Source organism: Streptomyces purpurogeneiscleroticus (assembly GCF_020024005.1).
GTDB classification, from domain to species: Bacteria; Actinomycetota; Actinomycetes; order Streptomycetales; family Streptomycetaceae; genus Streptomyces; species Streptomyces purpurogeneiscleroticus.
The window spans coordinates 1-22,972 of sequence record NZ_NHSG01000226.1; the positions used below are offsets into that span (position 1 = coordinate 1).

Annotated in this window: 21 protein-coding genes and 1 riboswitch; of the genes, 18 read left to right on the forward strand and 3 right to left on the reverse strand. The window is 71.5% G+C overall.

Going from position 1 to position 22,972, the window contains the following annotated elements; all coding sequences use genetic code 11:
- Positions 1-134: 134 nt before the first annotated feature.
- From ctaE to CCS38_RS14655, 6 genes are all read left to right on the forward strand, one after another.
- A complete protein-coding gene (gene ctaE, locus CCS38_RS14630) occupies positions 135-755 on the forward strand; it encodes an aa3-type cytochrome oxidase subunit III (RefSeq protein WP_030256711.1) in 621 nt (206 codons plus the stop codon).
- A gap of 85 nt (positions 756-840) precedes the next feature.
- Positions 841-1,650, forward strand: a complete 810-nt coding sequence (qcrC, locus tag CCS38_RS14635; RefSeq protein WP_223733696.1) for a cytochrome bc1 complex diheme cytochrome c subunit — start codon at positions 841-843, stop codon at positions 1,648-1,650.
- Positions 1,647-2,708 carry a cytochrome bc1 complex Rieske iron-sulfur subunit gene (qcrA, locus tag CCS38_RS14640; protein ID WP_223733697.1) on the forward strand — a complete coding sequence of 354 codons (1,062 nt, stop codon included), beginning with the start codon at positions 1,647-1,649 and terminating at the stop codon, positions 2,706-2,708. Before qcrC ends, qcrA begins: the two co-directional genes overlap by 4 nt.
- On the forward strand, positions 2,705-4,345 hold the full coding sequence (qcrB, locus tag CCS38_RS14645) for a cytochrome bc1 complex cytochrome b subunit (protein ID WP_223733698.1): 1,641 nt from the start codon (positions 2,705-2,707) through the stop codon (positions 4,343-4,345). Before qcrA ends, qcrB begins: the two co-directional genes overlap by 4 nt.
- A 158-nt stretch (positions 4,346-4,503) precedes the next feature.
- Positions 4,504-5,568, forward strand: a complete 1,065-nt coding sequence (gene trpD / locus CCS38_RS14650) for an anthranilate phosphoribosyltransferase (protein WP_223733699.1) — start codon at positions 4,504-4,506, stop codon at positions 5,566-5,568.
- Positions 5,569-5,644: 76 nt separating this feature from the next.
- Positions 5,645-5,761, forward strand: a riboswitch (SAM riboswitch).
- 195 nt (positions 5,762-5,956) lie between these two features.
- Complete coding sequence (locus CCS38_RS14655; RefSeq protein ID WP_223733700.1) at positions 5,957-7,366, forward strand: aminotransferase class V-fold PLP-dependent enzyme; 1,410 nt, start codon at positions 5,957-5,959, stop codon at positions 7,364-7,366.
- 103 nt (positions 7,367-7,469) lie between these two features.
- On the opposite strand, the gene CCS38_RS14660 is transcribed toward CCS38_RS14655, so the two are convergent.
- The gene (locus tag CCS38_RS14660) at positions 7,470-7,751 is read right to left on the reverse strand and encodes an Lrp/AsnC family transcriptional regulator (RefSeq protein WP_030256693.1); all 282 of its coding nucleotides are present in this window, start codon (positions 7,749-7,751) and stop codon (positions 7,470-7,472) included.
- Positions 7,748-8,497: a rhomboid family intramembrane serine protease gene (locus CCS38_RS14665; RefSeq protein ID WP_223733701.1), complete on the reverse strand. Its 750-nt coding sequence runs from the start codon at positions 8,495-8,497 to the stop codon at positions 7,748-7,750. Before CCS38_RS14665 ends, CCS38_RS14660 begins: the two co-directional genes overlap by 4 nt.
- 191 nt (positions 8,498-8,688) lie before the next feature.
- Here CCS38_RS14665 and CCS38_RS14670 point away from each other — a divergent pair, with 191 nt between their 5' ends.
- The 6 genes from CCS38_RS14670 (at position 8,689) to CCS38_RS14695 (ending at position 15,578) form a co-directional block, all read left to right on the forward strand.
- On the forward strand, positions 8,689-8,928 hold the full coding sequence (locus CCS38_RS14670; protein ID WP_030256686.1) for a hypothetical protein: 240 nt from the start codon (positions 8,689-8,691) through the stop codon (positions 8,926-8,928).
- A gap of 18 nt (positions 8,929-8,946) precedes the next feature.
- Positions 8,947-10,317, forward strand: a complete 1,371-nt coding sequence (locus CCS38_RS14675) for an NYN domain-containing protein (protein ID WP_372457078.1) — start codon at positions 8,947-8,949, stop codon at positions 10,315-10,317.
- 316 nt (positions 10,318-10,633) lie between these two features.
- The gene (locus tag CCS38_RS14680) at positions 10,634-11,662 is read left to right on the forward strand and encodes a C40 family peptidase (protein ID WP_223733702.1); all 1,029 of its coding nucleotides are present in this window, start codon (positions 10,634-10,636) and stop codon (positions 11,660-11,662) included.
- Positions 11,663-11,934: 272 nt separating this feature from the next.
- Positions 11,935-12,984, forward strand: a complete 1,050-nt coding sequence (locus CCS38_RS14685) for a C40 family peptidase (protein WP_223733703.1) — start codon at positions 11,935-11,937, stop codon at positions 12,982-12,984.
- 77 nt (positions 12,985-13,061) lie between these two features.
- On the forward strand, positions 13,062-14,336 hold the full coding sequence (locus tag CCS38_RS14690) for a hypothetical protein (RefSeq protein WP_223733704.1): 1,275 nt from the start codon (positions 13,062-13,064) through the stop codon (positions 14,334-14,336).
- A 99-nt stretch (positions 14,337-14,435) separates the two neighbouring features.
- Positions 14,436-15,578: a glycosyltransferase family 4 protein gene (locus tag CCS38_RS14695; RefSeq protein ID WP_223733705.1), complete on the forward strand. Its 1,143-nt coding sequence runs from the start codon at positions 14,436-14,438 to the stop codon at positions 15,576-15,578.
- Between the two features lie 78 nt (positions 15,579-15,656).
- Here the strand turns inward: CCS38_RS14695 and CCS38_RS14700 are convergent, their stop codons facing one another.
- On the reverse strand, positions 15,657-17,450 hold the full coding sequence (locus CCS38_RS14700; protein ID WP_223733706.1) for an AMP-dependent synthetase/ligase: 1,794 nt from the start codon (positions 17,448-17,450) through the stop codon (positions 15,657-15,659).
- A 267-nt stretch (positions 17,451-17,717) separates the two neighbouring features.
- On the opposite strand from CCS38_RS14700, the gene CCS38_RS14705 reads away from it, so the two are divergent.
- From CCS38_RS14705 to CCS38_RS14730, 6 genes are all read left to right on the forward strand, one after another.
- On the forward strand, positions 17,718-18,479 hold the full coding sequence (locus tag CCS38_RS14705; RefSeq protein ID WP_223733707.1) for a metallophosphoesterase family protein: 762 nt from the start codon (positions 17,718-17,720) through the stop codon (positions 18,477-18,479).
- A 178-nt stretch (positions 18,480-18,657) separates the two neighbouring features.
- A complete protein-coding gene (locus CCS38_RS14710; protein ID WP_223733708.1) occupies positions 18,658-19,131 on the forward strand; it encodes an SRPBCC family protein in 474 nt (157 codons plus the stop codon).
- Between the two features lie 2 nt (positions 19,132-19,133).
- Positions 19,134-20,360, forward strand: a complete 1,227-nt coding sequence (locus tag CCS38_RS14715) for an ArsA family ATPase (RefSeq protein ID WP_223733709.1) — start codon at positions 19,134-19,136, stop codon at positions 20,358-20,360.
- 100 nt (positions 20,361-20,460) lie between these two features.
- Positions 20,461-20,973, forward strand: a complete 513-nt coding sequence (locus tag CCS38_RS14720; RefSeq protein ID WP_223733710.1) for a DUF5304 domain-containing protein — start codon at positions 20,461-20,463, stop codon at positions 20,971-20,973.
- Positions 20,974-21,083: 110 nt separating this feature from the next.
- On the forward strand, positions 21,084-22,025 hold the full coding sequence (locus CCS38_RS14725; protein ID WP_223733711.1) for an ROK family glucokinase: 942 nt from the start codon (positions 21,084-21,086) through the stop codon (positions 22,023-22,025).
- A gap of 181 nt (positions 22,026-22,206) precedes the next feature.
- Positions 22,207-22,950, forward strand: a complete 744-nt coding sequence (locus tag CCS38_RS14730) for an endonuclease/exonuclease/phosphatase family protein (protein ID WP_223733733.1) — start codon at positions 22,207-22,209, stop codon at positions 22,948-22,950.
- The last annotated feature ends 22 nt before the right edge of the window (positions 22,951-22,972 follow it).

Below are 22,972 nucleotides of genomic sequence, written 5' to 3' on the forward strand. Positions count from 1 at the left end.
TGCTCATACGGTCCAGTGGAGGCATGCTTCCCCCCTTCGGGGGATGCCTCCACTGGACCGTATGAGCAGGGCACACCCCCTTGACACACCGAACGGGACCCCCCGGAGTGAGCGCAAGATAAGCGACCGACATAATGTCGGTCGTGGCGACAGCAACAGCAGTAGAAACCGGGCACGCGCACCCGTCGGTCAATCGGCCGAACCTCACCAGCGTCGGAACCATCATCTGGCTGAGTTCCGAGCTGATGTTCTTCGCGGCCCTCTTCGCGATGTACTTCACCCTCCGATCGGTGACCGGAGCCGAGTATTGGAAGGAATCCGCCGATGCGCTGAATCTTCCGTTCTCCGCGACGAACACCACGATTCTGGTGCTCAGCTCTCTGACGTGCCAGCTCGGTGTTTTTGCGGCCGAGCGCGGCGACGTCAAGAAGCTCCGGGCCTGGTTCGTGGTCACCTTCATCATGGGTGCGATCTTCATCGGCGGTCAGGTCTTCGAGTACACGGAGCTGGTCAAGCACGAGGGCCTCTCGCTCTCGTCCGGACCGTACGGCTCGGTGTTCTACCTGACCACCGGCTTCCACGGACTGCACGTGACAGGCGGTCTGATCGCCTTCCTGCTGGTCCTGGGCAGGACGTACGCGGCCAAGAGGTTCACCCACGAACAGGCCACCGCGGCCATCGTCGTGTCCTACTACTGGCACTTCGTCGATGTCGTCTGGATCGGCCTCTTCGCCACGATCTACCTGATCAAGTAGGTAGTCCGGTCCCGACCGGACCTGCAGTTCAGACAGACACAGACCAGAAGCATCGACGCAGAAGATCCTGACACCGGGGTAATCCGTGAAAAAGCTCTCCGCACGACGGCGCCATCCGCTGGCGGCGCTCGTCGTCCTACTCTTCGCGCTGGCGGTCACTGGGGGGCTGTACGCCGCGTTCGCGCCGGCGGACAAGGCTCAGGCCGATGACACCGCCCAGTCTCTTGCCATCAAGGAGGGCAAGAAGCTCTTCGCCGTGGGCTGCGCCAGCTGCCACGGCACCGGCGGTCAGGGCACCTCCGACGGCCCGAGCCTGGTCGGCGTGGGCGCTGCCGCCGTCGACTTCCAGGTCGGCACCGGCCGTATGCCCGCGCAGCAGCCCGGCGCCCAGGTGCCGCGGAAGAAGAACATCTACAGCCAGGCCGAGATCGACCAGCTCGCGGCGTACGTCGCGTCGCTCGGTGCCGGTCCCGCCGTGCCCGGCAAGGAGCAGTACAGCAAGGACGGAGCGGACATCGCCAAGGGCGGTGAGCTGTTCCGTACGAACTGCGCGCAGTGCCACAACTTCACCGGTAAGGGCGGCGCCCTGACCAACGGAAAGTTCGCACCGGCGCTCGACGGGGTCGACCCGAAGCACATCTACGAGGCCATGGAGACCGGCCCGCAGAACATGCCTTCGTTCGGTGACGGCTCCCTCTCGCAGTCCAACAAGAAGGACATCGTCGCTTACCTCGGTGAGGTCAACGGCGACAAGACCGCGAGCCCCGGCGGCATGGACCTCGGTGGTCTCGGCCCGGTCAGTGAGGGCCTCTTCGGTTACATCTTCGGCCTGGGCGCACTGGTCGCGGTCGCCATCTGGGTCGCAGCCCGGACAGCGAAGGCCAAGAAGTCATGAGTGAGACTGGACGACACGCAGACGTGCCAGAAGAAATCCTGCCCAGTGGGCGCGATGGCGCCCACGGTGACGTGGCGACGAAGGAGAACCCCTTCGCCGACCCGGGCCTGCCCCCCCACGAGCACCGCATCCAGGACATCGACGAGAAGGCGGCCAAGCGCTCCGAGCGCACCGTGGCCCTGCTCTTCACGCTGTCCATGCTCGCGACGATCGGCTTCATCGCCTCGTACGTGATCTTCCCGGTCGACAAGATCATCTACGTCTGGCCGCTCGGCCACATCAGCGCGCTGAACTTCGCGCTGGGCCTGACGCTGGGCGTGGCGCTGTTCTGCATCGGCGCCGGCGCGGTCCACTGGGCCCGCACGCTGATGTCGGACGTCGAGGTGGCGCAGGAGCGCCACCCGATCGAGGCCGAGCCCGAGGTCAAGGCCAAGGTCATGGCCGACTTCCGGGAAGGCGCCGCGGAGTCCGGCATGGGCCGCCGCAAGCTGATCCGCAACACCATGTTCGGCGCACTGGCCCTGGTGCCGCTGTCCGGTGTGGTGCTGCTGCGCGACCTCGGTCCGCTGCCGGAGAAGAAGCTCCGCACCACGGGCTGGAAGAAGGGCATCCGCCTGGTCAACCAGTCCACCAACCTCCCGCTGCGTCCCGAGGACATCGCGGTCGGCTCGCTGACGTTCGCCAAGCCCGAGGGCCTGGAGGACGACGATCACGAGTTCAACACGAAGATCGCCAAGGACGCCCTGATGCTCGTGCGGATCCAGCCGCAGAACATCAAGGACAAGCAGGAACTTGAGTGGTCGCACGAGGGCATCGTGGCGTACTCGAAGATCTGCACCCACGTCGGTTGCCCGATCTCCCTGTACGAGCAGCAGACGCACCACGTGCTCTGCCCCTGCCACCAGTCCACCTTCGACCTTTCCGACGGTGGCCGCGTGATCTTCGGTCCGGCCGGCCACGCCCTGCCGCAGCTGAACATCACGGTGAAGGACGGCTACCTCGAAGCCGTCAGCGACTTCGCGGAGCCCGTCGGCCCGAGCTTCTGGGAGCGCGGATGAGTAACGAGACGAGCGCGACCAACGCGCGCCGCGGCCAGGCGCCGCGGGGCGAGCGGATCGCCGACTGGGCGGACGGCCGGCTGGGCATCTACAGCCTCGCCAAGTCCAACATGCGCAAGATCTTCCCGGACCACTGGTCCTTCATGCTCGGTGAGATCTGCCTCTACAGCTTCATCATCATCATCCTGACCGGCGTCTACCTGACGCTGTTCTTCCACCCGAGCATGGCCGAGGTCGTCTACCACGGCTCCTACGTGCCCATGCACGGCATCCGGATGACGCAGGCGTTCGAGTCGACGCTGGACATCAGCTTCGACGTCCGCGGCGGCCTGCTGATCCGGCAGATCCACCACTGGGCCGCGCTGGTGTTCCTCGCCGGCATGATGGTCCACATGATGCGGGTGTTCTTCACCGGCGCCTTCCGCAAGCCGCGCGAGGTCAACTGGCTGTTCGGCTTCCTGCTGTTCGTCCTGGGCATGTTCACCGGCTTCACCGGTTACTCGCTCCCGGACGACCTGCTCTCCGGCACCGGTGTCCGCTTCATCGAGGGTGTCATCCTGGCGATGCCGCTGGTCGGCTCGTACCTGCAGATGTTCATCTTCGGCGGGGAGTTCCCCGGCCACGACATCATTCCGCGGTTCTTCACGGTGCACGTCCTGCTGCTGCCGGGCATCATGCTCGGCCTGCTGGTGGCGCACCTGATCCTGGTCTTCTACCACAAGCACACGCAGTTCCCGGGTGCCGGCAAGACCGAGAAGAACGTGGTCGGCATGCCGCTGCTGCCGGTCTACATGGCCAAGGCCGGAGGCTTCTTCTTCCTGGTCTTCGGTGTGATCTCGGTGATCGCCGCGATCGCGAGCATCAACCCGGTGTGGGCCATCGGTCCGTACCGTCCGGACCAGGTGTCCACCGGCGCCCAGCCCGACTGGTACATGGGCTTCGCCGAGGGTCTGGTCCGTGTCATGCCCGGCTGGGAGTGGGTGATCCCGGGCGGCTACACCATCAACTTCGGTGTGCTGATCCCGATCATCATCTTCCCGCTGGTCCTGGCGGCCATCGCGGTCTACCCGTTCATCGAGTCCTGGGTCACCGGCGACAAGCGTGAGCACCACCTGCTGGACCGCCCGCGCAACGCCCCGACCCGTACCGCCTTCGGTGTGGCCTGGCTCTTCGCCTACCTGGTCATGCTCGTCGGTGGCGGTAACGACCTGTGGGCGACGCACTTCCACCTGTCGATCAACTCGATCAGCTGGTTCGTCCGGATCGCGTTCTTCGTGGGCCCGGTGCTCTCCTTCATCATCACCAAGCGGATCTGCCTGGGTCTGCAGCGGCGCGACCGCGACAAGGTGCTGCACGGACGCGAGTCCGGCATCATCAAGCGGCTGCCGCACGGTGAGTTCATCGAGGTGCACGAGCCGCTCACGCAGGACCAGATGCACATGCTCACCCAGCACGAGCAGCCGAAGCCGCTGGAGATCGGCCCCGAGGTCGACGAGAACGGCGTCAAGCGCAAGATCAAGCGCTCGCAGAAGCTGCGCGCCAAGCTCTCCAAGGGCTTCTACGGCGAGGACAACGTCATTCCGAAGCCGACGGTGGAGGAGTACGAGGAGATCACCAGCGGCCACGGCCACCACTGATCTCCACGGGGGAGCGGTACCGACACCGTGACCCCGAGCACGTAGCAGAGAACGCCACCCAGAGGGCCCTGTCCGAGCACCGGACGGGGCCCTCCGGCGTATCCCCGGGCCCGATAGGCTCGCTGTGAAGATTCTTGACTCACCCAGGAGCGTGGACCATGAACGTTGTGACCCCGGATGGCGGCGGCAGCGTGGCGGCCCGCACCTGGCCGGGCGTGCTGAACGCCCTCCTCGAAGGCCATGACCTCTCCGCCGACTCCACCGAGTGGGCGATGGACCGGATCATGCGCGGCGAGGCCAGCGACGCGCAGATCGCCGGCTTCGCGGTGGCGCTGCGCGCCAAGGGCGAGACGGTCGCGGAGATCTCCGGGCTGGTCCGCGCGATGTACGAGCACGCCAACCTCATCGAGGTGCCGGGCCGCAGCGTGGACATCGTCGGCACCGGCGGCGACGGCGCCAAGACCGTGAACATCTCCACCATGTCCTCGGTCGTGGTGGCCGGCACGGGCACGAAGGTCGTCAAGCACGGCAACCGCGCCGCGTCCTCCGCCAGCGGCGCCTCCGACGTCCTGGAGAAGCTCGGCGTGAACCTGGACCTGACGCCGCGCCGGGTGGTGGAGGTCGCCGAGGAGGCCGGCATCACCTTCTGCTTCGCGGTGAAGTTCCATCCCTCGCTGCGGCACGTCGCGCCCGCCCGCAGCCAGCTGGGCATCCGTACCACCTTCAACGTGCTCGGCCCGCTCACCAACCCGGCCAAGGTCGCGGCCCAGGCCACCGGCGTCGCGGACGCCCGGATGGCGCCCATCCTGGCCGGCGTTCTCGCCGAGCGCGGCTCCTCCGCGCTGGTCTTCCGCGGCGACGACGGCCTGGACGAGCTGACGACCACGGCCACGTCCACGGTGTGGGTGGTCCGGGACGGCACCGTGCGCGAGGTGCCCTTCGACCCGCGCGACGTCGGCATCGAACTGGTGCCGGTGGAGGCGCTGCGCGGCGCGGACGCCTCGTACAACGCGGACGTCGCCCGCCGCCTGCTGGCCGGGGAGACCGGTCCGGTACGGGACGCGGTGCTGCTCAACTCCGCCGCGGCGCTGGTGGCCCTGGACCCGACGGACGCCCCGCTGAACGAGCAGATCGCGGCGGGGATGGCGAGGGCGGCGGAGTCGATCGACTCCGGTGCGGCACAGCGGGTACTGGACCGGTGGGTGGCCGCGTCGAACGCGTAACCGCCTACGACGCGAGGGGTGTCCGTATCCCGGACACCCCTTGCGGCGTTCCGATCATGTGGCATGATTCTCGCCAGGTCACGAGTGACAGCGATTAGGCCCCGGCTTGCTGTCCGGCAACCCTCCGTCCGTGGCGGGGTGCCCCGGGTGATGACCAGGCCGCAGGCAGCAAGGTCTGCGGCAAGCGCGGATCCCTCGCCAGGGATCCTGGTTATCGAGGGAGCTCTTCCGTGATGCAGCGAATGCGATAGGGCCGGTCGGCCCCTTTTTCCGAACACCCCGCCTGTGGCGCCCCTCTGTTCTGTACCAGGTGTCCGTGCGCCCGCGGGTCCTTCCACGCCCCGTGCGTGTCATTCGCCTACTCCGTACGCCTCCGGGAGACTCCGCCATGTCCGTGCGCCCTGAAACCGTCCTCGCCACCGCCGACTCCGCCGACGCCGACCCCGCCTGCACCGCGCCGCTCCCCGTCCTCGGCCGCGACGTGCGCGTCCCGCTCGTCACCGGCGGCGAGGTCGGCTACGCCGCGCTGGACTACGCCGCCAGCGCCCCGGCCCTGCAGCGGGTGTGGGACGACGTGGCCGCGTACGCGCCGTACTACGGGAGCGTGCACCGCGGCGCCGGGTACCTCTCCCAGCTGTCCACCGACCTCTTCGAGAACAGCCGGCAGACGGTCGCGGAGTTCCTCGGCTGCCGCGAGACGGACCAGGTGGTCTTCACCCGTTCCACGACCGACTCGCTCAACCTGCTGGCCGGCGCGCTCCCCGCGCACACCCGGGTGTTCGTCTTCGAGACCGAGCACCACGCGTCGCTGCTGCCCTGGGAGCAGCGCGCGGATGTCGAGGTGACGTACCTGAACGCCCCGCGGACCCCGCAGCAGGCGGTCGACACGCTGGAGAAGGCGCTCGCCGAGCGGGAGCCCTACGGCCCGGCGCTGGTGTGCGTGACCGGCGCGTCGAACGTGACCGGTGAGCTGTGGCCGGTGCGCGAACTGGCCGCCGCGGCGCACGCGCACGGCGCGCGCATCGTGCTGGACGCCGCGCAGCTGGCCCCGCACCACCCGGTGGACATCGCCGAGCTGGACGTGGACTGGGTGGCCTTCTCCGGCCACAAGCTGTACGCGCCCTTCGGGTCCGGCGTGCTGGCCGGGCGCGCCGACTGGCTGCAGGACGCCGAGCCGTACCTGGCCGGCGGCGGCGCGAGCCGCAAGGTCGCGCGGCGCGAGGACGGCGGCGTGCAGGTGGAGTGGCACACCACGGCGGCCCGCCACGAGGCCGGTTCGCCGAACGTGATCGGGGTGTACTCGATCGCCTCCGCGTGCAAGGCGCTGACCGAGGCCGGGTTCGGCAACCTGGTCGCGCGGGAGCAGGAGCTGATCGCGAAGGTGCGGGCGGGGCTCGCCGAGGTGCCCGAGGTGAAGGTGCTGTCGCTCTTCGGCGACGACGCGCCGCGGGTGGGCGTGCTGTCGTTCGTCGTGGAGGGCTGGAACAGCTCGCACTTCGCGGCCGCGCTGTCGGCGGAGTACGGCATCGGCGTACGGGACGGGCTGTTCTGCGCCCACCCGCTGGTGCGCACCCTGCTGGGCAGCGACCCGCAGGACCCGGGCGAGTGCGGCGCGCCGGACGCCCGGCCGGGGGAGCGGTCGCTGAACGCCATCCGGGTGAGCTTCGGGGCGGGGACGCCCGATGAGCACGTCGAGCGGTTCGTCACCGCCGTGACGGAGCTTGTGCGGGACGGTGCGAAGTGGTCCTACCGGACCGAGGAGGGGCGCTGCGTGCCGGATCGCGGCGCAGCGGCCTGAGCCGCGGAAGAACCGGCCGGTGGTGGTCCTGCTGAGGGACCGCTGCCGGCCGGTGGCCGTTCGGCGTTCAGGATTGTCCTCAAACGCCGGACGGGCTTGAGGGTCAGCTTTCGAGCCCGATCGCGAACGCCGCCTCCAGGTCGTGCTGGGAGTACGTGCGGAACGCGATGTGCGTCTCCGTGGAGGCGACGCCGGGGACCTTGCTGATGCGGCCGGGGATGACGTCCGCGAGGTCGTCGTGTTCGCGGACCCGGACCATCGCGATCAGGTCGTGCGCGCCGGTGACCGAGTAGACCTCGCTGACGCCCTCGATCGTCGCGATCTTCTCCGCGATCTCCGGGATCCGGTCCACGCTGGTCTTGATGAGCACGATCGAAGTGATCACGGTTGGCTCTCTCCCTCGGTCGGCCGTTCTGTGGGCTCCACCCTACCGGGGGCCCCGGCGGGGGCCTGCGGTGGAGCGTCCGGTACGTGGTAGCGGACCCAGGCGTACAGGAAGCCCAGCACAAAGCCGACGACGTGGGCCAGGTAGGCGACGCCGGGGCCGTTGACCGCGCGCTGGGCCGCCAGCCACTGGAGGACGAACCAGAAGAGCAGCACCGCCCAGGCGGGGAAGCGCAGCGGCAGGAAGAAGAGGAACGGGAAGAGGCTGGTCACCCGCGCGCGGGGAAAGAGGTACAGGAAGGCGCCGAGCACGCCGGAGATCGATCCGGACGCGCCGACCAGGGTCTGGCCCGACTCGGCGTGCGCCGCCGCGTATCCCATCAGGGCCACGTAGCCGGTCAGGATGTAGAAGACCACGAAGTGCAGCCGGCCCATCCTGGCCTCGGCCATGCCCCCGAAGACATAGAGGAAGAGCATGTTGCCCAGCAGGTGCAGCCAGCTGCCGTGCACGAAGAGCGCGGTGAGCGGGGTGAGCAGGGCCTGCGGGTCGCCGCTCCACAGGTCGCGCGGGATGACGCCCCAACGGGCGAAGTACGCGCTCTGGGCCTGCAGGAGCGATTCACCGGTGCCGTGTATCCCGTTCAGCCCCGAGGCCGGGCCGATGACGAACACCACGCAGCAGATGCCGATCAGGATGTTGGTCATCCGGGAGAACACGGTCCGCGGGGACGGAAACGAGGCCGACATGAAGTGATCATGGCGTAATAGCCACAAAGGGGACAGAGTGCCTCGCCGTGTTCCGGTACCCGGGCGGGGACGGCACCCGGTCGCCACCAGGCCGTAGGGTTACGGGCAGTACTTTCCGTACCTCCGCAGTTCGACGGCGCACCGCGAGAGCCCGCACAACCGCACCACGCTTGACGAAAGAGGACGACACAATGGCTGTTCCCCTGCCGACGGCCGAAACCCGGTGGCGCTGCACTCTGTGCGGCAACCTCACGCGTTTCGACGTGACCCGCCAGTCCAAGGTGGTGGAGTACGTCCACCTCGACCTGGCCGGTGAGCCCAAGGTTGAGGAGCGCGAGGTGCTCAGTGAGAGCATCGAGTCCGTCCGCTGCCGCTGGTGCAACGCGGTCGACCAGATCGAGCTGGTGGACCGCCCCGGCGCGGACGCCTGAGATCGGAGCGGTGCAGCAGTGGTGGAGCGTCCAGCAGGGCATGAGGGGGAAGAGCGCGACCCGGAGGCCGGTGCGGCCGACGAAGTGCTCGACCGTCCCCTGCCCGAGGGCGTGCGGCGCCGTGTCGTGGCGCTCACCGCGGAGTCCTTCGGCGGCCTGACGGTCGCCGAACTCCCCCCACCTCTGCGGCAATACGCCCGTTTTACGCCATCCCGGCGGGTGAAGTTCGCGGGCAACGCGATGGCCGCGGCCCTGGAGAGCGATCCGGTCTTCCGGCAGCGGATCGCGGCCCGGCTGCGCGAGACCCAGGCCGAACTGGCCGAGGCCCTCCAGCAGGGCACCCCGCCCGCCGCCGCCGACCCGCAGGACGTCGCGGCGGCGGCGTACGTTCTGCGTCCGCCGGGCTGGGCGAAGCTGGTCGCCGCCGCGGGCGAGGAGGTCCGGCGCGCGGACGAGCAGCGGGCCGGCGAGGAGGCCGAGCGGGAGCTCGCCCGGCTGCGGGAGGAGCTGGCCGAGGCGCGGGCGGCGTCCCGCGCGGAAGCCGACCGGGCGAGAGGCGACCTCGAAGCGGCGCGCAAGGAGAACGACGTGCTGCAGCGCAAGCTGCGCAGCGCGCTCAGCGACGTGAAGCGCGCGCAGGCCGCGGCGCGCAAGGCGGAGACCGAGACCGAGTCGCTGCGCTCCGCGGCGGCCACGGACAAGGCGACCACCGACAGCGAGATGCGCCGGCTCAAAGCCCGGGTCGCGGAGGCGGAATCGGCGCTCGAAGCGGGGCGCCGCGCCGCACGGGAGGGGCGCAGTGTCGAGGACATGCGCCTGCGACTGCTTCTGGACACCGTCCTGGACGCGGCCCAGGGGCTCCGTCGCGAACTGGCGCTGCCGCCCGCCAATGTCCACCCCGCCGACACGGTCGACGCGGTCGAGCCGGGCCGGATGACCCCGAAGGACGTCGCGGCGCGCGCCCTGTCCGAAACGGACCCGGCGCTGCTGGACCAGCTCCTGGCGCTGCCGCAGGCACACCTCGTGGTGGACGGTTACAACGTCACCAAGACCGGCTATCCGACGATGCCGTTGGACAAGCAGCGGCTGCGGCTGCTGGGCGGGCTGGCCGTACTGGCCGCGCAGACCGGCGCCGAGATGACGTGCGTCTTCGACGGCGCCGAGCTGGCCGCGCCGGTACTGCTCGCCCCACCGCGGGGCGTAAGGGTTCTTTTCAGCAAACCGGGCGTAACGGCAGATGAGTTGATTCGTCAGCTGGTACGGGCCGAACCGCCCGGCCGTCCCGTGGTCGTGGTCTCCACCGACCGCGAAGTGGCCGACGGCGTGGCGAAGGCGGGAGCCCGCCCGGTGGCATCGGCCCTTCTTCTCAAGCGACTTGCCCGTACCTGAACGGGCCCCGGCCGTGGTGCGGAAGGTGTGGGATAGAACACTCCGCGGCCCTTCCGGCGGTCTCGGAGCGTCAATTACCTGCTACGGGCGGTGCCACATTGGTAAAGGATGCGCGTGTGGCGAAGTTTTTTCCCGTGAAGATTTGAAGCGATCACAACTCGGTTACTAAGGTCGGCCCCGAACCTTCATGCAGTTGATCATCCAACCGGGATGAACAGTGAAGGAACCGCCGAGTCCGCGGCGTTGACGCGGAGCCGGGGACCCCAGTTCCCCCCACCACCCGGTAGGCGGCTGAAGGAAGAAGGAGCTCGCCTCCGTGGCGTCCCACCGTCGACCCAAGCAGCCGAGCCGCACTCGCGTCACCGTGTTCACCGCGACCGCAGCGGCGGCCGTCGCTCTCTCCTCCCAGGCCGGGTCCGCCCAGGCCGCCCCGAAGCCGACCAAGGAAGAAGTCAAGTCCAAGGTCGACAAGCTCTACGAAGAGGCCGAGGCGGCCACCGAGAAGTACAACGGGGTCAAGGAGGACCAGCAGGAGCTGCAGAAGGAGGTCGACCGCCTCCAGGACAAGGTCGCCCGTGGCCAGGAGGAGCTGAACAAGCTCCGCAAGGGCATCGGATCGGTCGCCTCGGGCCAGTACCGCAGCGGCAGCATCGACCCCTCGGTGCAGCTCTTCCTCTCCGGTGACCCGGACACCTACCTGGAGAAGGCGTCCACACTCGACCAGTTGAGCGGCAAGCAGGCGTCGCAGCTGAAGGTCATCGCGGACAAGCAGCGCACCCTGTCGCAGGAGCGCGAAGAGGCCGCCGGCAAGATCAAGGACCTCTCCGACACCCGCAAGGCGCTGGGCGACAAGAAGGACGAGATCCAGGGCAAGCTCGCCGAGGCGCAGGAGCTGCTCAACACCCTCACTGCCAAGGAGCGCGAGGCGCTCGAGGCCAAGGAGGAGCGCGCCAACCGCGCCAACAGCCGGGTCGACCTCGGTACCGCCGTCCCCAGCTCGCAGCGGGCCGCCGCGGCCCTCGCCGCCGCAAAGACGAAGATAGGATCGCCCTACGTCTGGGGCGCCACCGGCCCCTCCTCGTTCGACTGCTCGGGCCTGACCCAGTGGGCGTACCAGCAGGCGGGCCAGTCGCTGCCGCGCACCTCGCAGGAGCAGGCGACCGCCGGCACCCAGATCGGCCGTGGCCAGCTCAAGCCCGGCGACCTGGTCATGTTCTACGACGACCTGCACCACATCGGCCTGTACGCGGGCAACGGCCAGGTGCTGCACGCGCCCAAGCCCGGTGCCGCGGTGCGCTTCGAGCCGATGGACAACATGCCCTTCATGTACGGCGTCCGCGTCTGACGCCGTACGCGGCTGACGCTCCGTGACGACGGCCGGCCCGACACGCCGGAAACGTCCGAACGTGCCGCCCGATCGGGGGAATTGCGGCAGCCACCCCTGACTTACCGCCTCGCCGGTGACCTGCACAGTCACCGGCGAGGCGGATTTTTGTGCGGGTACGGAGGTCTTTGGCCGGGGTGTACCGGCGCGATTACTGTCTGCCCTCGCAGTCGCCGGATACGACCGCCCGCCCCGGGCGGCAGGGACTGCACGGGAAGGGAGTGCGGCCTCACGTGGCGTCCCACCGCCGTTCCTCACCGGCTGGCCCGCAGGGCCCGGCACGGCTCACCCTGATCTCGGCAGCCGCCGCGGCCACCGCCGCCGCGCTGACCGCGGTCCCCGCGACCGCCGACCCAGGTACCGGCACCGGCCGCACCGCGAGCCACGCGAAGCTCACCGCACGCGTCGACGCGCTCTACGCACGGGCGGAACGGGCCACCGAGCGGTACAACGGCGCCAAGGAACGCAGCACCGAGCTTCGCGACCAGGTGACCGTCCTCCAGGACCGCGCGGCCCGCGCCCAGGAACGGGTCAACCGGCTGCACGACCGGCTCGGCGCGATGGCCGCCGCCCAGTACCGGTCCGGCGGCGTGGACCCCTCGCTCGCCCTGATGCTCTCCGCGCGCCCCGCCGACTACCTCGACAAGGCGCAGACCCTGAACCGGCTCGGCACCGCCCAGGCCGGGCGGCTCAACCGGCTGGTGGACGCCGAACGGATGCTGCAGCAGCAGCGCCGGGCGGCCGCCGGCCGGCTGGCCCGGCTGGAGGAGGCCCGGCGCGCCGTCGCCCGCCACAAGGAAGCCGTCGAACGCAAGCTCGACGCGGCCCGGCAGCTCCTCGCCTCACTGCCCGCACGCGACCGGGCGGCGTACACCCGCGCCTCGCGCGGCGCCCGCGACGGCGCGCTCCCGGAGCTCACCGAACTCTCGGGGCTCGCCGGCCGGTCCGGGCTCGCGGTGGCCGCCGCCCGGTCGGCGGTCGGCGCCCCGTACGTCTGGGGCGCGTCGGGCCCGCGGTCCTTCGACTGCTCCGGGCTGATGCAGTGGGCGTACGCCAGGGCCGGGGTCTCCCTGCCGCGCACCTCGCAGGCGCAGCGGCACGCCGGACGGCAGGTCCCGCTCTCCCAGGCCCGCCCCGGCGACCTCGTGATCTACCGCTCCGACGCCAGCCACGTCGGGATGTACGTGGGCAACGGCCAGGTCGTGCACGCGCCGCACCCGGGCGCGCAGGTGCGCTACGACCCGGTCGGCATGATGCCGGTGACCGGGGTGACCCGCGTCTGAGGCCGGTTCCGCCGGAAGCGGCTGCCAAGGGTCCGAATGCTGCCTACCGGTATCCGCTCGCGCGTACGATTCGGCGGGTGGCGGAAAAGCGGCGGCCGTACCGGCGGCACACGGCGGTGACCTGGGCGGCGGCCTGTCTTGCCCTGCTGCTCGCGGCGCTCACGGGCTGCGGGGGCCCCGCCCGCGAAGTGACCGACCGTACAGCCGTGCAGCAGGTGCTGGACGCCCGCGCCGCCGCCGTCCGCGACCGCGACGAAGGCGCCTTCCTCGCCTCGGTGGACCCGGCGGCGGACGGCTTCCGGGACCGGCAGCGCGAGATGTTCGCGAACCTGCGCGGCGTGCCGCTCGCCGACTGGCGCTACCGCCTCGTGCGCACCGGCGCGTTCCCGCTGCCCACCGCGGCGGACAGCGGCCCCCGGGTCGCCGCCGAGGTCCGACTGCGCTACCGCCTCGCCGGGTACGACACCGCGCCCGTCACGGCCGTCCAGTACCTCACCCTCGCCCGGCGCGACGGCCGCTGGCGGATCATCTCGGACACCGACGGCGCGCTGAACGGCAAGCGGACGGCGCGCCAGCTGTGGGACCAGGGCCGGGTCCGGCTCGTGCGCGGCGAGCGCAGCCTGGTGCTGGGCACCGGGCAGCCGGCCGCGCGCCTGCGCGAGCTGGCCCGGCGCACGGACGCCGCGGTGCCGGCCGTCGCGGACGCCTGGCCGGGCCGCTGGTCGCGCAAGGTGGTGGTCGAGGCGCCGGAATCGGTGCGCCGCATGGCCGAGCTGCTGGGCTCCTCGGACGACTCCGCGTACACGGGGATCGCGGCCGTCACCACGGGCGAGGCGGGCGCCTCGAACCGGGCACCGGCGGATCGGGTGATCGTGAACCCGCAGGCGTACGGGGAGCTGAGCTCCCTGGGCCGGAGGATCGTCCTCACCCACGAGACGGCCCACGTCGCCACCCGTGCCGTGACGACGGCCGCCACCCCGCTGTGGCTCTCGGAGGGCTTCGCCGACTGGACCGCGTACCGCACGGCGCGGCGCACGCCGCGCGCCGCCGCGCCCGAACTGACCCGCGCGGTGGCCGCCGGCCGCCTTCCGGAGCGGCTGCCGACCGCCGCGGACTTCACCTTCGACGCGGGCGCCGACCGCCTGAACCGCGCATACGAGGGCGCCTGGCTGGCCTGCCGCCTGATCGCCGACACGTGGGGTGAAGGCCGCTTGGCGGCCTTCTACCGGGCGATGGCGACGGCCCCGAGGGGCGCGGCGGGCCTGGACCGCACCCTCCGCGACGAACTGCACGTCTCGACGGCGGAATTCACCCAGCGCTGGCAGGCGTACGTGCAGCGTGTGCTGGGCTGAGGTACGAGGCCCTCGCCTTTCCCGCCGCTGTGGTTGCTCGCGCAGTTCCCCGCGCCCCTTACGGGGCGCCCTGCGGCCCACGCGCTACTGTCGGCCCCGATGGACAAGACCCTGATCGTCACCAACGACTTCCCGCCCCGTCCCGGCGGAATCCAGGCATTCCTGCACAGCATGGCGCTCCGCCTCGACCCTGAGAAGGTCGTCGTCTACGCGTCGACCTGGAAGCGCAGCGCGGACGGCCTCGCGGCGACGGCGGCGTTCGACGCCGAGCAGCCGTACCCCGTCGTCCGGGACCGCACCACGATGCTGCTGCCCACCCCCCGCGTCACCCGCCGCGCAACGGCCCTGCTGCGCGAACACGGCTGTACGTCCGTGTGGTTCGGCGCCGCGGCCCCGCTGGGGCTGATGGCGCCCGCGCTGCGCAAGGCGGGCGCGCGCCGGATCGTGGCCACCACGCACGGCCACGAGGCGGGCTGGGCGCAGCTCCCGGGCTCGCGGGAGCTGCTGCGGCGGATCGGTGAGGGCACCGACACGATCACGTACCTCGGCGAGTACACCCGCTCCCGGATCGCGCGGGCGTTGACCCCCGCGGCCGCCGGGCGCATGGTCCAACTGCCGCCCGGCGTGGACGAGGAGACCTTCCACCCCGGCTCCGGCGGCTACCAGGTGCGGGCGCGCCTGGGGCTCGCCGGCCGGCCGGTCGTGGTGTGCGTCTCCCGGCTCGTGCCGCGCAAGGGCCAGGACACCCTGATCGAGGCCATGCCCCGGATCCGCGCGTCGGTGCCGGACGCGGCCCTGCTGATCGTCGGCGGCGGCCCGTACGAGAAGGACCTGCGCGCCCTCGCGGAGACCCGCGGCGTCGCCGACGACGTGTACTTCACCGGCGCCGTCCCGTGGACGGAGCTGCCCGCGCACTACGGCGCGGGCGACGTCTTCGCGATGCCCTGCCGCACCCGGCGCGGCGGCCTGGACGTGGAGGGCCTGGGCATCGTCTACCTGGAGGCGTCCGCCACCGGGCTGCCGGTCGTCGCGGGCGACTCCGGCGGCGCCCCGGACGCGGTGCTGGACGGCGAGACCGGCTGGGTGGTGCCGGGCGGCTCCCCGACCGCCGCCGCCGACCGCATCGTCCCCCTCCTCCAGGACCCGGACCTGCGCCGCCGCATGGGCGAGCGCGGCCGCGCCTGGGTCGAGGAGAAGTGGCGCTGGGACCTGCTCGCGGAGCGCCTGAAGGAGCTGCTCTAGGCACTTCCGGCCGCTCCGGAACGACGTCGGCCGGCCCGCGGACAAGCGGGCCGGCCGACGTCGTACGTACGGGAGCGCTCAGCTCCGGTACAGCGCCTCGATGTCCTCCGCGAAGTCCTTCGCGACCACATTGCGCTTGAGCTTCAGGGACGGGGTGACGTGCCCCGACTCCTCGGTGAACTGGGTCGGCAGGACGCGGAACTTGCGTACCGACTCGGCGCGCGAGACCGCCGCGTTGCCGTCGTCCACCGCGCGCTGGACCGCGGCCAGCAGCTCCGGGTCCTCGGCCAGCTCGGCGGCGCTCTTGCCCACCTTGCCGTGCTCGGTGGCCCAGCGCGGCAGGAACTCCTCGTCCAGGGTGACCAGCGCGCCGACGAAGGGCCGGCCGTCGCCGACGACCATGCACTCGGCGACCAGCGCGTGCGACCGGATGCGGTCCTCGATGACGGCGGGGGCGACGTTCTTGCCGCCGGCCGTCACCAGGATCTCCTTCTTGCGCCCGGTGATGGCGAGGTAGCCGTCCTCGTCCAGCGTGCCGATGTCGCCCGTGTGGAACCAGCCGTCGGACAGCGCGTCCGCCGTGGCCTGCTCGTTGTTCCAGTACGCGGTGAAGAGGTGCTCGCCGTGCAGCAGGACCTCGCCGTCGTCGGCGATGCGGACGACGGAGCCGGGCAGCGGCTGGCCGACCGTGCCGATCTTCTGGCGGTCCCAGGGGTTGAAGGCGGTCGCGGCGCAGGACTCCGTCAGGCCGTAACCCTCCAGGACCGTGAAGCCGATGCCCCGGTAGAAGTGGCCGAGCCGCTCGCCCAGCGGTGCGCCGCCGGAGATGGCGTGCGTGGCGCGGCCGCCGAGCACGGCGCGCAGCTTGCCGTAGACCAGCCGGTCGAAGACCTTGTACTTCAGCTTCAGGCTCATCGACGGGCCGGCCGGGGTGTCCAGCGCGCGGCTGTAGGCGATCGCGGTGTCCGCGGCCTTGTCGAAGATCTTGCCCTTGCCGTCGGCCTGCGCCTTGGCGCGCGCGGTGTTGTAGACCTTCTCGAAGACGCGCGGCACGCCGAGCACCATGGTCGGCTTGAACGCGGCCAGTTCGTCCGTGAGGTGCTTGATGTCCGCGACATGGCCGAGCTTGATCGGGGCCATGACGGAGGCGACCTCGACCAGCCGCCCGAAGACGTGCGCGACCGGGAGGAAGAGCAGGACGGAGGAGTCACCGGTACGGAAGAGGGGGCGCAGCCGCTCGACGATGTTGCCGCACTCGGCGAAGAACGCGCGGTGGCTGAGGACGCAGCCCTTGGGGCGGCCCGTCGTGCCGGAGGTGTAGACGATCGTGGCGGGGGAGTCGGCGTCGGCGAGGGCGCTGCGCGCGTCCACCTCCTCGTCCGGCATCCCGTCGCCCGCGGCGTGCAGCCGGGCTATCGCGTCCCGCTCGATCTGCCAGATGTTGGCGAGCGCCGGGAGCCGGTCGCGGACGGACTCCACCGCGGCCTCGTGCGCGGGGGTCTCCACCACGCAGGCCACCGCGCCGGAGTCGCCCAGGATCCACTGGATCTGCTCGGGGGAGCTGGTCTCGTAGACGGGGACGGTGACCGCGCCCGCGCTCCAGATGGCGAAGTCCAGCAGCGTCCACTCGTACCGCGTGCGGGACATCAGGCCGATGCGGTCGCCGGGGCCGATGCCGGAGGCGATCAGGCCCTTGGCCACGGCGCGCACCTCGGCGAGGAACGCGGCGGCGGTGACGTCCTGCCACTGGCCGGCGACCTTGCGGCCGATGACCGCGACATCGGGGTGCTGCGCGGCATTCCGGCGGATGAGATCCGTCAGGTTGCCGTCCGCGGGGACCTCGTACAGGGCCGGAAGGCTGAACTCGCGCAAGACTGCTGCTCCTAGGTGGCGCCGGCGTCACCACGCGGGGGGTGCGTCAGGCCGGCTGCGGTCCATGATCAGGCAAGGGGGATTGGACTGCCCGGACGTTACCCATCGGTATGCCTTCGGGGATAGGGGGTCCCGCCCAGATGTTTTATGCGTCACACATATCCGGACGGCTCCCGCGAAGCGTAGTCCAGATTTTCGGTGACTCGGAAGTAACCGCAGGTCGGTGCGGTCTCCCGGCGCCCGGCCCAGGGGCCTAATCTGAGCCGTATGCGCGTACATGTGGTCAGTGACGTACACGGCAACGCCCGGGACCTCGCCACTGCCGGCGACGGTGCCGACGCCCTGGTCTGCCTCGGCGACCTGGTCCTTTTCCTGGACTACGCCGACCACTCGCGCGGCATCTTCCCCGACCTCTTCGGCACCGAGAACGCCGACCGGCTCGTCGAACTGCGCACGGCCCGCCGCTTCGAGGAGGCCCGCGAGCTGGGCAGACGGCTGTGGGCCGGGCGGGACAAGCACGCCGCCATCGAGGGCGCGGTACGCAAGCAGTACGCCGAAATGTTCGCCGCGTTCCCCACTCCGACGTACGCCACCTACGGCAATGTGGATCTCCCCGGTCTTTGGCCGGAGTTCGCCGGTCCCGGCACCACCGTCCTGGACGGCCAGCGGGCGGAGATCGGCGGCCGGGTCTTCGGCTTCGTCGGCGGCGGCCTGCGCACCGCGATGCGCACGCCCTTCGAGATCAGCGACGAGGAGTACGCCGCGAAGATCGAGGCGGTCGGCGAGGTGGACGTGCTGTGTACCCACATCCCGCCCGACATCCCCGACCTCTGCTACGACACCGTCGCCCGCCGCTTCGAACGCGGCAGCCGCGCCCTCCTCGACGCCATCCACCGGACCCGCCCGCGCTACTCCCTCTTCGGCCACGTCCACCAGCCACTGTCCCGGCGGATGCGGATCGGCCGGACAGAATGCATCAATGTCGGCCATTTCAATGCCACCGGGACACCGTTCGCGCTGGAGTGGTGACCCGCGGGCCCCGTGGACACCCGTGCCGTACGGGGCCACGCCCGGCGACCGCGGGTCGGGGCCGCCCCCGCCGCGCGGTAGCCTTCAGCGGCAGGGTCGGACACGGTCGTCCGCACCGTCCGGACACGGGCCCACGAGTCGGCGCACCGGTATGAATCGGCATGGAGGAGTCACGGCGATGGCCGAACACACCAGCTCTAGCATCACGATCGAGGCGGCACCCGCCGATGTGATGGGAGTGATCGCCGACTTCGACCGCTATCCGGAATGGACCGGTGAGGTCAAGGAGGCCGAGGTACTGGAGAAGGACGACCAGGGCCGCGCCAAGCAGGTCCGGCTCGTGCTGGACGCCGGCGCCATCAAGGACGACCACACCCTCGCGTACACCTGGACCGGCGAGCACGAGGTCTCCTGGTCGCTCGTCAAGTCCCAGATGCTGCGCGCCCTGGACGGCTCGTACGCGCTGAAGCCCGCCAACGGCGGCAAGCACACCGAGGTCACGTACCAGCTCACCGTCGACGTCAAGATCCCGATGCTCGGCATGATCAAGCGCAAGGCCGAGAAGGTCATCATCGACCGCGCGCTGGCCGGCCTGAAGAAGCGCGTCGAGAGCGGCGCCCCGGGCGCCTCCGACGAGGCCGCGAGCCGCTGAGCGTGCGCACGGTCCTCGTCACCGGCCCCGGCGGCGCGGGCCGTACCACCGTCGCCGCCGCCACCGCCCTCGCGGCGGCCCGGCGGCAGCAGCGCGTCCTCCTCCTCACCCCGGAGAGTGGCGTCCCGGAGGCGCTCCTCGGCACGCCGCTGACCGGCGAGCCCACCGAGCCCGCGCCCGGCCTGTGGGCCGTCCGGGTCGACACCGCCGACCACTTCCGCCGCGAGTTCCTGGCCTTCCAGGAGCGCGCCGCGGCCGCGCTCGACCTGCTCGGCGCCACCCCGCTGGACGAGGACGAGCTCACCGAGCTCCCCGGCGCGGAGATCTTCGCGCTGCTGCACGCGCTGCGCGCCGCGCACGAGGCCGGCGCCTGGGACCTGGTCGTCGTCGACCTGCCGCCCGCCGACCGGGCCGTCCGGCTGCTGGCCCTGCCCGAGCAGGCCCGCCGCGGGCTGCGCCGGCTGCTGCCCGCCGAGCGCCAGGCGGCCCGCGCGCTGCGCCCGGTACTCGCCCAGCTCGCCGGGGTGCCGATGCCCGCGCAGAAGGTGTACGAGACCGCCGCGCGCTGGGAGCACGAACTCGCCGCCGTGCAGGCCGTCATCGAGGACCCGGGCACCAGCGTGCGGCTGGTCGTCGAGCCGGGCCCGGCCGGCGCCGCCGACCTGCGCACCGCCCGCGCGGGCCTCGCGCTCTTCGGCCACCGGCTGGACGCCGTGATCGCCAACCGGCTGCTGCCCACCGGCTCCGCCGACCCGTTCCTGGCCGGGCTCTCCGGCCAGCAGCAGGCCGCACTGAAGGAGCTGCGGGAGGAGTTCGCCGGGGTGCCGGTGCACGAGGTGCCGCACCTGGGCCGCGATCCCCGCGGGACGGCGGAGCTGGCAGAGCTGGCAGAGCTGACCGGGCTGATCAGCGAGCCGGACGGCTCGGCGGACGGCGGTACGAGCCGCGCGGACCTCGCCGGGTCCGTGGCGGACCGCCTCGCCGAGGACGGGCTGCTGGTCTGGCGGCTGCCGCTGCCCGGCGCGGCCCGTGACAGCCTCGGACTGGTCCGCCGCGGCGACGAACTGATCATCACGGTCGGCCCGTTCCGGCGCATCCGTACGCTCCCCTCCGCGCTGCGCCGCTGCACCGTCTCCGGCGCCGGGCTGCGCGACGGGGTACTGCACGTCCGCTTCACCCCCGACCCCGAGCTGTGGCCCCGGGAACGCGGCGGGCCGGCCGGCCCGTGAACGCTGCTGCCGGCCCCGGGCTTCCCGGGTCGGCAGGTGCCGCCATTCCGGTAACGTCGGAAGCACCCGCACTCCGACGTACCGCCGCCAGGAGCCCGTCATGACCGATGACACCGAGCGCCCCGCCGACAACCCGCAGGGGACGGACGACAACGCCTGGGAACAGGCATGCGCCGAGGATCTGGCGGCGGAGCGGGCCCGCCGCCGCGCCGAGTACGGCCGGCAGCCGGGCAGCGCCGCCGAGGAGCTGCGCAAGCTCGCCGAGGCCGTCACCGACAAGCTCGCCGGCATCCAGCTGCCCGGCGCGGCCGGCGGCCTCGCCGCCAAGGGCGCGGTCGATCACCTCCTCCGGCAGGCCAGGGCCGCCGTCGAGCCGGTCATCGAACGCAACCCCGACGTCTTCGACCACCTTGCGGCGGCCGGCTCCGAGCTGCTCGCCGCCTACCGCTCCGCCGTCGAGGCGGGGGAGCGGCGCTGGACCCAGGGTGCCGCCGACGGCCGGGACGCCACGGCACGCGGTCCGCAGGCGGAGGGGCCGGAGCGGCCCGGCGACGGGCGCGACGACGAGGGCCCGGCGGGCGCGGGCGGCAGCGAGCGCATCGATCTCGACTGACGGCCCGGAGCGGTTCAGGCGTCCGACTGGTGATCCATTGGCCTCCGGTGGGCCCCCGGCTCCGGTACGGTTGTCCGTTGGCGGGGTTCGACCGGAAAACTGAGGGACACATGGGACTCACCATCGGCGTCGACATCGGCGGCACGAAGATCGCGGCCGGCGTGGTCGACGAAGAGGGCACGATCCTCGAGACGTGCAAGGTGCCGACCCCGCCGACCTCCGAGGCACTGACCGAGGCGATCGCCGACGCGGTCCGCAGCGTCGGGGCGGGCCATCAGATCGAGGCCGTCGGCATCGGCGCCGCCGGGTACGTCGACGAGAAGCGCGCCACGGTGCTCTTCGCCCCGAACATCAACTGGCGCCATGAGCCGCTCAAGGACAACGTCGAGCAGCGCGTCGGCCTCCCCGTCGTGGTGGAGAACGACGCGAACGCCGCGGCCTGGGGCGAGTACAAGTTCGGCGCCGGCCAGGGCCACAGCGACGTCATCTGCATCACGCTCGGCACGGGCCTCGGCGGCGGCATCATCATCGGCAACAAGCTGCGCCGCGGCCGCTTCGGCGTCGCCGCCGAGTTCGGCCACATCCGGGTCGTGCCGGACGGCCTGCTCTGCGGCTGTGGCAGCCAGGGCTGCTGGGAGCAGTACGCCTCCGGGCGCGCCCTGCTCCGGTACGCCCGGCAGCGCGCCTTCGCCACCCCGGAGAACGCCACTATCCTGCTCGGCCTGGGCGACGGCACCTCCGAGGGCATCGAGGGCCGGCACGTCAGCGAGGCCGCCCGGCAGGGCTGCCCGGTCGCCGTCGACTCCTTCCGCGAGCTGGCCCGCTGGGCCGGCGCGGGCCTGGCCGACCTCGCCTCGCTCTTCGACCCCTCCGCCTTCATCGTCGGCGGCGGCGTCTCCGACGAGGGCGAACTGGTCCTGGACCCGATCCGCAAGTCCTTCCGGCGCTGGCTGGTCGGCAACCAGTGGCGGCCGCACGCCCAGGTCCTCGCCGCCCAGCTCGGCGGCAAGGCAGGGCTCGTCGGCGCCGCCGACCTGGCACGCCAGGGCTGAGCGCCCCCTTTGCGCCAAAACCGGCGCCGCTCTCGCGGACCTGGCTGGTCGCCGCGGGGGTTGCGCAATTGATGGTTGCGGTTGAATGCCCGTTGCGTCTTCCGAGGCGTGGCGGGCATTGCCTTAGTCTGTGCCCGCGTGACGCACCGGACCCCGGCGAGAGGACCCTGGCACCTTGAGCATGTTCCCCGAGTCCCGCACCGAGTCCGACGGCTCCGCCGTCATCCGGGTGCTCAGCTACAACATCCGCTCGATGCGTGACGACCGGGCGGCGCTCGCCAGGGTCGTCCGGGCCTGCGCCCCCGACGTCGCGCTCATCCAGGAGGCGCCGCGCTTCTTCCGCTGGCGGAAGGCCGCGGCGGCCCTGGCCCGGGAATCGGAGCTGGTGTACGCCACGGGCGGCGCGACCGCCTGCGGCCCGATGATCCTCACCTCGCTCCGCGCCCACGTGGAGCGCGCCGAGGACGTCCTGCTGCCGAAGGCCCCCGGCCTGCACCGGCGCGGCTTCGCGACCGCGGTGCTGCGCATCGGGGGAGCGCGGCTCGGCGTGCTCAGCGCGCATCTGAGCCTGAGCGCGGCGGAGCGGTACGAGCAGGCGGGGTTGCTGCTGGAGCGGCTCGCGCTGCTGGACGCGCCGCACGCGGTGGCCGGCGGCGACATCAACGACCGGCCCCGGGGCCGCAGCTTCCGGCGGCTGGCCGGCTCGCTGACGGACGCCTGGCAGGCCGCGCCCTGGGGCGGCGAGTACACCTCCACGCCGCACGATCCGCACCAGCGCATCGACGGGGTGTTCACGACCTCCGGCGTGGAGGTCCTGGCGTGCGGCGTACCGATCGATCTTCCGGGCGTACAGGAGGCGGACCTGCTGGCGGCCTCCGATCACCTGCCGGTACTGGCGGCGCTGCGGGTGCCGGCCGCTCCCTGAGCGGCCCGCCGCGGGCGGCCCG